8 protein-coding genes are annotated in these 12,077 nt (G+C 38.6%); 2 read left to right on the top strand and 6 right to left on the bottom strand.

The features are described from left to right. Positions 1–92: 92 nt before the first annotated feature. The 4 genes from QNI15_RS13525 to QNI15_RS13510 form a co-directional block, all read right to left on the bottom strand. Positions 93–1,658: a glycoside hydrolase family 43 protein gene (locus tag QNI15_RS13525; protein WP_390902192.1), complete on the bottom strand. Its 1,566-nt coding sequence runs from the start codon at positions 1,656–1,658 to the stop codon at positions 93–95. A gap of 16 nt (positions 1,659–1,674) precedes the next feature. Beyond that, a complete protein-coding gene (locus tag QNI15_RS13520; RefSeq protein ID WP_314032154.1) occupies positions 1,675–3,651 on the bottom strand; it encodes an alpha-L-arabinofuranosidase C-terminal domain-containing protein in 1,977 nt (658 codons plus the stop codon). Between the two features lie 148 nt (positions 3,652–3,799). Further along, positions 3,800–6,256, bottom strand: coding sequence for a glycoside hydrolase family 95 protein (locus tag QNI15_RS13515; protein ID WP_314032153.1), 2,457 nt, complete (start codon positions 6,254–6,256; stop codon positions 3,800–3,802). Between the two features lie 853 nt (positions 6,257–7,109). Next, positions 7,110–7,361, bottom strand: coding sequence for a helix-turn-helix transcriptional regulator (locus tag QNI15_RS13510; protein WP_314032289.1), 252 nt, complete (start codon positions 7,359–7,361; stop codon positions 7,110–7,112). A 330-nt stretch (positions 7,362–7,691) separates the two neighbouring features. On the opposite strand from QNI15_RS13510, the gene QNI15_RS13505 reads away from it, so the two are divergent. Both QNI15_RS13505 and QNI15_RS13500 read left to right on the top strand, forming a co-directional pair. Continuing rightward, positions 7,692–8,537: a chromate resistance protein ChrB domain-containing protein gene (locus QNI15_RS13505; RefSeq protein WP_314032151.1), complete on the top strand. Its 846-nt coding sequence runs from the start codon at positions 7,692–7,694 to the stop codon at positions 8,535–8,537. A gap of 561 nt (positions 8,538–9,098) precedes the next feature. After that, the gene (locus QNI15_RS13500; protein WP_314032150.1) at positions 9,099–9,563 is read left to right on the top strand and encodes a DUF3805 domain-containing protein; all 465 of its coding nucleotides are present in this window, start codon (positions 9,099–9,101) and stop codon (positions 9,561–9,563) included. A 275-nt stretch (positions 9,564–9,838) separates the two neighbouring features. Here QNI15_RS13500 and QNI15_RS13495 read toward each other — a convergent pair whose 3' ends face one another. Both QNI15_RS13495 and QNI15_RS13490 read right to left on the bottom strand, forming a co-directional pair. Further along, positions 9,839–10,756 (bottom strand): energy transducer TonB, encoded by a 918-nt coding sequence (locus QNI15_RS13495; RefSeq protein ID WP_314032148.1) that lies wholly within the window; start codon positions 10,754–10,756, stop codon positions 9,839–9,841. A gap of 164 nt (positions 10,757–10,920) precedes the next feature. Continuing rightward, positions 10,921–11,442, bottom strand: a complete 522-nt coding sequence (locus tag QNI15_RS13490) for a hypothetical protein (protein ID WP_314032146.1) — start codon at positions 11,440–11,442, stop codon at positions 10,921–10,923. Positions 11,443–12,077 lie beyond the last annotated feature (635 nt).

Below are 12,077 nucleotides of genomic sequence, written 5' to 3'. Positions count from 1 at the left end.
GTAAAAATACATATTCTTTTATCTGTCCACCTGATAGACCACTTATTATATCTGTTACTTTAGATTTTAATGAAAGTAGTCAGATATAAGTATTAATTCTTTTTTTCAATATGATTCTCAATATGGAAATAATCAAAATCAGCATATCCCCCTGTAGTCCGGGTAGCGTAATTAAACAAGCCAAACCTATATCCCATAAAATGAGGAAGTGTATATTTCATCTTTAGTGGTTGTCCGATTTTCTTCCATAACTTTCCATCCAGGCTATAATAAAATTGTGCACTATCAGTCATGTTGATAAAGTTACAATTAGCTTTCAGATAGATAGTATTTTGTAAAAGTGGAATACTTTGTTGTTCAACAGGCTTTCCAGATTCTGCATTAATCATGACAATCTCTTTCTTTCCATCTTTAACCCTAACTCCTACCAAACCATAGTTCTTCTGTAACAGGCTCAATCCGGCAAAGTCCCCTTCTCTCATTTGAGTTACATCCACTTTCGTAGAACCAGCACATTCTGGTCCAATGGTTCGTTGTGTCAGTGTGTTTCTGGCCAAGAGAAAAGAAGAATCAATACGTCCCGTTTTAAGTCGCAGATAGCCGTTATGTTCCGTGACAGACCACAGTGTATTATCCGGATTATGGTTCCATTGCCATACCAATGGTAATGCAGGCTCACCTTTTTTACGGGTAAAATCATCAGATGCTACAATACCTGGAATTAAGCTCTTATTGGCAGGTAGGTCAAGAACCTCAGGTACTTTACCATTATCTCCCAACACAGGCCAGCCATTTTCCCATTTGACAGGAACCAGATAAGGAATTCGTCCCACAGCACCAAAATCACGAAAGAGATAGGAATACCATTTGCCATCTGGTGTATCAATCAACCCTCCCTGAGCTACTCCCAAATCCTGTAAGCCTACTCGTCCTTCATAAGGACCTGTAATCTTATCTGCACGATGAATAACAACGGTTCTCATTCCTCCCTTGGGCCAGGTGATATTAAACAGATAATATTTCCCATTGACCTTGAATAGCTGTGAACCTTCAGAAGGCAAGCCGATAGTCTCTCCGGCGGGAACACTGGCATTTTCAATAACAACCTGTTCTGTTGTTCCGGGCTTTACACCCGAAGCATCTGCATTGAGTTCTACCAGTCGCAGTTTGCCACCTCCATAAAGCAGATAGACACGATCATCATCATCAAAGAACAAAGAGTGATCATGATAGGAAGGAGCAAAAGAAGCTACTTTCCAGGGACCTTTCTCTATATCTTTTGTCGTAAAGATATAGGTCTTTCCAGTAGTTTGCGCAAATGTCGTAACATAGTAAGTTCCTTTATGGTATCGCAAACTACTTGCCCATGAACCACGACCATACGTGCTTTTTCCATTCGTAAGATTTAATTCATCCATATCAGCCAGGGTCTGGTAAGCATAACTGACCAGTTGCCAGTTGACTAAATCGGTGGATTTCATAATTGGCACACCCGGACTCATATGCATGGTAGTACTGCTCATGTAATAGGTATTCCCTACACGAAGAATAGCCATATCCGGAACATCTGCAAACAAGATAGGGTTATGAGCCTGCTTCGTTTGAGCAACTACTCCAAGTGAAACAAGCAAAAAGAGTACAACTAAAAATTTGTTCATCATTTTTCGGTATGGCTCAGCTTTGTGTTTTGATTCGAATGACAGTTAGTGACATAGCAGGTGCATTGTATTGAAAAGACTTGCTTACCTTGATCTTAGATTGTACAGGAGCAATAGCCTGGGGATTTTCCAGTGTATTCTCAGCCTCTGCACTACCTGCGATCACAACCTGCTCTGCCTGTGAAGCCAGCTTTTTAAAGGCTGAAAGGTCTATCTTCATAGATTGAGAAGCAGTTCCGCCATTTACAAGTTTGAGAATAATATCCCCTGTTTTACTATCTTTCACACAGGAAGCTGCCAAAGTCGAATCTTTGCTGTTTTTAGAAACGATCTTATCATAATAGTAGTCGCCTTGGTTAGCCGTAAAAAGTTTTTGCACATAGTAGTTAGGAGTCAAACAAACCTTTTCATTATCAAAGAAGATCATGTCTGTCTTCCACTGAGTATGATTTTTCTTAGCCAGCAAAGGTGCGTATGAGGCCATATCCACTACATCGCCGTTTCGTTCTAGAGCTGTCATATAGATCGCTTCGGATATTGCATTTTTCAGCTTATTTCCCCAAGAAGCATATTCTCCCAGATATACATGGGATTGTTTTCTATCATACGCATCATAACGATACTGATTCCTGACAAACCAGTCAGGTTGCTGGTAATAATGCTCGTCTACCATAGGTACAGTCAGGTTATTGGCATATTTCCAGCCTTTGGTAAAGTCTTCTCCATCCGGAAATGGTCCAACAGTTCCAATAACAGTGATTTCAGGATGTTTGGCTTTCACAGCATCATAAATCAACTTAAATCGTTCTTCAAACTCAGGCGTGATCTTGTCTTCATTTCCAATACCGACAAATTCCAGATTGAAAGGTTTGGGATGACCTGCAGCGGCCCGTTTAGCTCCCCAAGTAGAGGAAACAGAGCCATTCGCCCACTCAATCAGATCCAGCACTTCCTGAATGTAATCCTTCATTTCATCCATAGGTATTGCTTTCTGACCTGTACCTCCAATACGCCAGGTACCACCCGAATTCTGACAACTAACCGCAGCAGGCAATACAGGGAGTGGCTTTGCCCCAATGTCTTCACAAAACTGAAAATATTCATAATACCCCAAACCAGCTGTCTGATGATACCCCCAGATATTTCGTTGTTCTACCCGTTGTTCGACAGGTCCTATTGTATTTTTCCAGCGATACATATTTCCCAGTCCATCTCCATGAGCCAGACACCCACCCGGAAAACGAATAAAGGCTGGTTTCATATCGGCAAGCAGTTGAGCAAGATCAGCCCGGAGTCCATTCTGACGATTTTTGAAGGTATTTTCCGGAAAAAGAGAGACTATATCTATCCCTACTTTTCCTTGCGTAGTACCCAAAATAACAAGAGATGTGCTATCGCTTCGTTCAGAAGCTGTAAGAGTAGCAGTATATTTATTCCAATCTTTTGAATTAACAGTCAGCTTACTTTCCGACAGTATTTTTCCTCTGGGGTCCTGCAGACTTACGGTAAGTGCAACCGGAGTTGCTGATAACTGGCAGGCAAACAGAGAGAATGCATACTTTTCCCCAGCATTTACAACCATATAATCATACCCAAGATTTTTAACTCCAACACCTGGTACTCCTTTATTCTCCGGAATCTTGCTATTCTCCCCTACACCTGGCTGTCCCACATGTTCGATAGTCAGTACAGCATAATGAGGATTGTTTGGGTGAATAGGCTTATTGGTTTCTACATTCAGTGAACCATAGGAAAACACAGGCGTAATATATTCCCAACTGGTAAGCGAATGCCACTCTCTGCGGTCTGCCGGAGTGTATTCAAACGAACGATTTTGTATCATTTCGGCATAGAGTCCGCCATCTGCAGCATAATTGATGTCTTCAAAAAACAACCCGAATAAAGTAGGACTGATTTTCTTTCCTGTAGATGTGGTTTGTTGTCTGGCAGACTGTGCTACTACAGTCAGGGAAACAGCCAAATACACAATCATACTCAGTACAAGTCTTCTACTCTTTTTGCTTGTTCTGCTTTTGCAGGATTCGGGTATTATTCTCATTGTAAAAGTAAAGAAGTGGCTTTTCATTAGATAAAACAGATGTATTTATAAGATCATTATATTTAGTATTTGAGAATACAGGTTACTTACTCACCAGTGTATAGATTCCTCCTTTCTGTGTAGGCAAATCATATAACACAGTTTCTTTTAAGGCAAGTGCTGCAATAGTCGATTTAGGTGAAACAATCGGTGCAGGAGTGTCTTCCGTCTGATAAAACACATTGGGATTCTTACCTGTAGCCTGATTTAAACCCGTTCCATTATTCAACTTTAATTTATTAGGCACCCGCAAACGAAGGTTTCCTCCCAGAATTGACTTTACTACCAGTTTTACTAATTTGGTATCCTTCCACTCCATGTTTACAATCTCAAAACCACCCCTGGTTTTCAGTCCACTTACAGTACCACCTGGCCAGGCATCAGGTAAAGCAGGCAATAGATGCACAGTTCCATCTGAACTTTGCATCAGCATCTCGGTAATACCAGAGGTACAACCAAAATTGCCATCAATCTGAAAAGGGGGATGAGCATCAAACAGATTAGTATATGTTCCGCCACCATCCGGATTAACTCCCAGTGGCGTAAGTTGATTTTGAATCAGTTTGTAGGCATGGTTACCATCCAGCATTTTAGCCCACCAGTTTATTTTCCATCCCATACTCCAGCCTGTAGAGACATCGCCTCGTTGTGTAAGTGTATTACGGGCTGCAGCAAATAATTCAGGTGTCCGGTAAGGTGAGATCTGATTGGATGGAAACAAGCCATACAAATGAGAAATATGACGATGATGATCGTTGGGATCATCTACATCATCCAGCCACTCTTGTAACTGGTTGTGTTGACCAATATGCATAGGTGCTAGACGCCCGCGCTTCTGTTTTAATGTATCCACAAAAGAGGCATCTTTATTTAGAATCTCAGCAGCACGAATAGTGGAACTAAACACATCATACACAATCTGATTATCCATTGTCGTACCTGCATCCAGTGATGATCCTTCATGAGCTTTTGGTGCATTTTCTGGTGAATTAGCCGGAGCCACCACCAGCCAGTGGTATTTAGGGTGTTCCACTAAAAAATCCACATAAAACAAAGATGCCCCTCTTAAAATAGGATAAACGGACTCCAGAAACGCCTTATCCCCAGTATACAGATAATGCTCCCAGAGATGTTGACTCAACCAGCCACCTCCAGCATTCCAGACGCCCCAGAAAGCACCATCTACCGGACCGTTGATTCGCCAGATATCGGTATTATGATGGGCCATCCATCCTCTGGCACCATACATTACACGGGCAGTTTCCTGTCCTGTTTCAGATAGTTCTTTCACCAGTTGAAATAAAGGGTCATGTAGCTCAGTCAGGTTGGTCTTCTCAGCTGGCCAGTAGTTCATCTCGGTATTGATATTAATGGTGTATTTGCTATCCCAAGGGGGACTCATTTTGTTGTTCCAAATCCCTTGAAGGTTCGCAGGTTGTCCACCTGGTTGTGAAGAAGAAATCAATAGATAGCGTCCATACTGGTAGTACAATACAACCAACGCTGGGTCGTTGGTATTCCGAAAATTCTTAAGCTGTTCATCTGTTGGAACCTGACTATCCTTGGAGGAACCTAAATCCAGTTTTACCCGATTAAACAAGTGTTGATATGCTGCTACATGTCCTTTTAACAATGAAGCAAAAGATTTGGAGGAAGCCTGCTTCACATACGTTTCAGCGCGTTTGGATTCATCCCCGCCTAAGTCCTTATAATTATTGAAATTTGTCCCAATAGAAATAAAAATAGTAGCCGAATTGGCACCTTTTATAAGTAGAGAACTATCTGTTTTGGAAAGAGTCCCGCCATTTAATTTAATCCGGGTGATTCCTTTAAACTTAACCATCCCTTTTACTCCTTCATGATCACTGGTAACACCGGTAAGTTCCAGATCGTTGGATGCAGTAGAAACTACAGAAGAACTCTTATGTGGACAGGAATAGGTTGCTGAAAAGGACAAGTTGCCTGGTTTGCTGGCGGTCAGCTGCATGACAATCACTTTATCCGGAAGTGAAGCAAATGTTTCACGAGTATAGGTAACTCCTCCTACGGTATAGGAAGTTTTTGTTACTGCCCGGCTAATATCCAGTTCCCGGTAATAATTACTATAGTTGTCATGACCATTGAAGGTTATCTCCAGATTACCTACAGGCTGAAACTTTTGTCCATGCGACCTTTTGGTTAAAATTGATTGATTGGTAAGTTTCTCCGCCTCTTTGTAATGTCCTTCAAAAATCAGCTTTCTTACTTCAGGCAATGAAGCCAATGCATCTGGATTATCATTGCGATTAGGACTGCCACTCCATACAGTATGCTCATTGAGTTGAATGATTTCCTTTGGAACATTTCCATATACCATCCCTCCCAGCCTTCCATTCCCAATTGGTAGTGCATTCTCCCAAACATCACCCGAAGGCTGTTTATACCAGAGAGCTAAGCCTGGTTGTTGGGAGAATCCACCTGTCATGGAAAAAAATAGAATAACAATAAGTAGTTGTTTCATAAAATGGATCTGATAGGTATATAGTATGAAGCAAACAATTATAAATGTGTCATTTTTACACAATTTCACATATACAAATGACACATAAAACCGCGATTCGCAAATATACTATTTCACCTGAATAAAACTACGAATTATCCTAAACAATACTATTTAAATAATAAATTTAACACTCTATACCTTTATCAATAAAGGAACACACAGTGTTCGGCTTTGGAAATCCTACTTATTTATAATAGTACATAAAACACTATTAATCAACTATCTACAACTAAAGCACTGTATTAGAAGAGTGTTTACACAATAATTTCAACCACACTCAAATTATCAAAAATCTCTCGTGTTTAGAAGAGACTTTTGATAAGAAACAATTAATTCCAATAAAAATGGCTTATATACTATTTGATATCTAGAACCCTATTTTTAGCTTTACTCCTAGGCTCTTAACATTTGTTCTGCGGATAAGTATGATACAAGCAAAAACCAATGGAAATATATAAAGAGCAAAAATAATGGCAGGTATCAACGTAGCCACAGATTCCAGATAGGAAAACCAGCTAAGTCTTCCTATCAGATAGGCAGTGAATGCTATCAGAAAAGTAGTTCCTCTACTTGTCTAAAATGAAAGAATCAACACTGGTACAGGCGCTATCCAGATAAGCCACCCATACTCAACAGACAATCCACAGGATACATACCAGCATAGTCCGGAAATAAGAGTCCCCAGAACCATCACGGGTAAGCTAAAAGATAAACGTGTAACAAGTGGTTTGACAAAGAACAAGACAGAAAAGATAGATTGTTTAATCTGTCGTCAAAACTAATATGTCTTACACAAAGAAAATTGTAAATTTTAGACAGGTTGCTGGCTAATCAGAAAATTAGCAATGTGATGAGTTTCGTACTGAAACTGGCGGGGAGTAGTTCCAGTAAATTGCCGGAAGTCTTTGATAAAGTGCGACTGATCATAATAATCGCAATCATGCGAAATAGCAGTAAGAGACTTCTGATTAAGTTGCATCTGCCTCAGGGCTTTGTTAAAGCGAACAATACGGTAATAATGTTTTGGGGTATAGCCTACATATTTCAGAAAACTCCTTTCCAGTTTTTTTCAGTATGATTTATTCTCGTCACATAATCCATTGACAGATAGCACATTATTCTGACACATTATATAAATGACCTTAGTACAGTCATTCGATTCAGTAGCAGTATATTGAGCCAGTTGCTGCATTAATATTACTAAAATATGTTGCAGTATTAAAATGAATAACCTGCTTTTTCACCCTGGTGTATTGGTACGGTTTAGGGAAAGACTTTACCTTTGCCAGACAAGCTTCCTTTGAAACCTTAGGACGCTATGGAGTTGATCCCAGTACTTAAAAAGTTTTTAAGACCTCTGGAAGAATGACACTTACTACCCGATGTAAAACATATGAAATGGATTACCCGTGAACGCCCCAAAATAGATCGTATAGCTTGTCCCTGGTTGATCAGGCGGTTTATTGATCCGGAGGCTGAATTTATTTTTGTTCCATATGAACAAATTCAGGCAATGGCACAAGACCTGAATGCGATTCCATTTGACATTCCCGAAGCAGAGTTTACCCATTACCAAGATCAGTGCACCTTTGATTACTTTCTGAGTAAATACAAGCTTACCGATCCTGCTTTACATAGTATTGCGCCTATTATTCGTGGAGCCGATACAGATGATCATTCCCTCGCAGCTCAGGCATCAGGCTTATGGGCCATTTCGGCAGGACTAGCGTTTAATATTACAGATGACTATGAGTTGTTGGAAAAGGGAATGCTGATCTATGATTCACTTTATAGTTGGGCCAAACACTTACAGAAAGAAAAACATATGCAATCTCCTACCGAGCGACTTTTTTTACAGGTATTCAATACTTATCTGAACGAAAAAAAATCACATCCAGGTAAAATGCCAGGATGGGCAAAAGATCTAAAGGAAATTATACAGGATCAGATTGATACAAATTTGAGTTTAAGCCTGAAAGAGATTTCCGAAGGACTCAATATTCATCCGGCTTATTTATCGCGTGAGTTTTCTAAATATTTTAACAATCTGTCTTTTGGCGAGTATATCCGTAAACTACGGATTGAAAAGGCAATGGATTTGCTACAAGGCTCCTCTCATTCTCTTGCTGAGATTGCTTATCTGACTGGATTTTCGGATCAAAGCCATTTTACACGCATTTTCAGAAAATATACAGATCAGAGTCCAGCCGAATATCGGAAAAGAATCAATAAAAAGTAAGATTTTTTTATAGGTTTACTACTTTACTCCACTGTTACAGAATAGAAGGAAGTAAGTTGGTTTGGAGTACAGAATTTGGTATATCTACTTATCAGATCTGCTCCGCTCTGATTACAAAAATAAAAGAAAAGTTTGTTAGCCTTACTTATAGGTACCAAATTCTGGAAGTAAGAACATACTACACATCTTCAAATGGACTGCTTTTTACTACAGATGGAGCGATAGATAGAAAGTTCTCAAAAACCTATATTATTCTATTAGCCACTATATCGAACTTCATCCGTAAGCTTCTCAGCATCTGTTATATACCCTATAACCACAAAACTAATCCTCTACCAGCCATCTTTTGTATAAAGCAATGGTCTGTAGAGCAACTATCCGCATCACTCTTATCAATACCACCACAAAAAATTCAATAATTTCTTTTATATTTTATATATATTTCCTAACTTTCTTTCAGAAAATAGCCTGTCTGCTATCTCATACTTTTGAAATTCAAAGTATCTAATCCATTGTGAACAAGGAGTATATGTATCACTTATAAACTCAGCATACATTACAATGAAGACCTACACATCAGAAAATGGATGGTTTAGCATGGAACTTCCTGTTTCCTGGGAAGAATACGATTGTGGTGAAGATGGTGCCTATGCCTTCTTTGATACTAATTCTTGGACTGGTAATCTGCGTATTATTCCTTTCCGTTTAGCCAGACGTAGAAACCCCAGCAAAGACATTGCCTCTATTTTTATTCAGGATGAGGTACTAAAAAACGAGGGAGCCAATCGTATCCAGCTAGGCGATTTTGACTGTGCTCATTTCCGAAAAAATATTCAGCAGGATGATGGAGATCTGTTTGTATATTACTGGATTACAGGTATAGGTAACAATCTGTTTATCTGCACATTTACAGTCGATCACAAACAAGAAAAATGCGAACAACACTCAACAGATCTGGAAACTGTTCAAAATATCCTCCAAAGTATTCGCATGAAACAGTCTGTGGAAAAGCTGAGTGCGGCTTAATATTCAGAGATTTTATTCACTGGAAATACTATTTTGAGATAAGCACCTTACATTCATACCATGATACTGAATGTAGGGTGTTTCATTCTCAATTAAATGATGGGTAGGTTGAGATACCAGATCAGATTTATCTCTCTGATATTAATAATGCTCTTGAAAATCTAGCTTAAAAGTAGAATTACATTAATTCTACCCAAAAATCTCTCAGAACAAAAGCACTATCCTGATAGTATTGGCTTTCAGCCAATACTAAAAAGTCAGTCACGACATTACTCTTATTTGACATAAGGAAAGGGTAACTGAATACGCATTTCTGCCTCCTCCCCTGAGGTATTGGTAAACCGGGCTTCTTTGATTATCCGAAGAGCTTCTTCGTCACAACCGTAGCCCAATGATTTAACTACTACTGGATTTTTAGGCATTCCATTTTTGTCAATTGTTAACTCTATTGTCACAAAACCAGAAATGTTATTCTCCTTGGCCTTAGCCGGATAGAGGAGTTTGCTATATAAAGCCTTATCACCCCCTATGAGTTCTACGGCTGACTCCGAACGAGCTTCTGGTACATAATACCATTCAGTTGGATTAGGATTGGTTGTAGTTGGAAGCTTGTAATTCATATTCCATTGCTTGAGGTATACTTCCAATGGTGGCAAACCTACTTTTGCCCGACGTACATTTACATTAGGCTCGTCTTCGATAGGCATCAGTTTGACGCCTTGTTTAGTCTCATTCAACTGCGAACCATAAATTTGTTTTTCGCCCTTATCTATTTTAGCTCGATCTATCACTATCGCAACGGATGATGCATTTACCTCTCCTTTACCTGCCGCCTCTACCAATAAAGGCAGGTATTTTTCCCTGGCTGCCGGATCATTGTGCTGAATCACCATCAAAGCTACAGATTGGTACTTCTCTCCTACAAGTGATTTTCCCGGATACCCATACTCAGCAATGATCTTATCTATTTTAGCCATATTAGTAATGTCAATAGCACTTTGTTTTCGCATCTGAATTGCTTCTTCTTCTGGAGTTTTGGCAGACTGCCTTGCTGCCACACTACGATACTGCTGATCTGCCTGGATTATAGTATCCAGCTGAGCTATCAGTTTTTTAGGGTATGATTGTGTAAAAGCGGTTGTCCAGAGAAAAAATAGCCATAAAAGTAACCAAGCCTCTTTGATGAATATCATATGTTTTTGAATTGAGTATAGAATATAGATGCTTATATGTATAAAAAGTTGTAAAGTTGATTATAATAAAATCGTTATTCTTACTGAAGAATATAGTGTTTTAAAATCAGAATCAGTTCTATTCACCCAAAGCAAAATGTCTGATTCCAAGTCCAAACTCACTTCTACTCATCAGAATTTTCATAAAGGAATACTTGCATACAATATGCACAGATCAGTACGAATGCAAGTATTTGAGATCTCTCTATCATTTCATCTACAATCTGAACCAGATAATATTTATTTTTGAAAAAGAAACGAATGAACCAGTTGTCCTTTTCTTCTGCATATAGCTTCCATTTCATCCTTAAAACAAGAGAAGAGTCAGATTTCAGTAGTCGTATTCCTGCTTCAGAAAAGGTATGTTTTAAAATAAATTTTTCATTATTTATCTGAAAATATGCAAACCGTTCCCAGGGATAGTCAACGACAAAATGTATCTCACTACGAACTGATTGATTACACAACAAACTGACAATTTTCCTTGATTTCTTTTCAAATGAATATTCCAGCCCATCCAAATTAACAATACCTATTGAGGTACCATACTCATATTTTAGCTCTGTTATCAGATTGTAGTCAGTATCCCGTAAGACCAAATCCATTCGGTTCATAGAAGGAAAGATCTTAAAGTATTCGTCTTTCATTTTATCTAATTTATAGTTTTTGTAATGTCTGCAAAACGTAACTGGTTATTTTTCTTGACATTTTGCAAAAAGAATCAACATTTTTACAGCATTAGTATTTCCAGTAAAAATGAAGAAATTTATAATTCACAAAATAATACTGTGATATCTAGCTCAAAAAATCACATTTTGTCGAATAAATCAACTTTACTCCATACACTAAGTAGCCTGGTAACGAATTCTATGCCCTACCAATAATAAGGTATCATTACAATATGCATGTTTACTAAAAACCCCGTAAAATACTTTCACAACTTTGCATAGATATACTTATTTCTAACACTGGAATTTCTATCCATAATTTAAATATATACTTCCAGGCTTATCCGTACAAACTATCTCAATCACTTCTATGTATAGTTACAGAACACTAGAAGCAGACAATGCATTATAAAAAAGCATACTCGTTTAAGAACAGATACTACCAAATAGAGTAACAATATTACATAAACATAGAATATCTGCTTATTTCCTTTTTTTGGATTTACATCTGTAGCTAACTTGCACTCAGGTTAGTGAGATGGATTACTGCGCACGTTCGTCTTATATGTATATACGCTATGTAAGATAGATGCTATATACACTAACTTCCACAA

Origin of the sequence: Xanthocytophaga flava, from assembly GCF_030068545.1 — a bacterium.
GTDB lineage: Bacteria > Bacteroidota > Bacteroidia > Cytophagales > 172606-1 > Xanthocytophaga > Xanthocytophaga flava.
The sequence above is the reverse complement of the archived record's forward strand: the minus strand, read 5'-3'. Positions and strand labels throughout refer to the sequence as shown.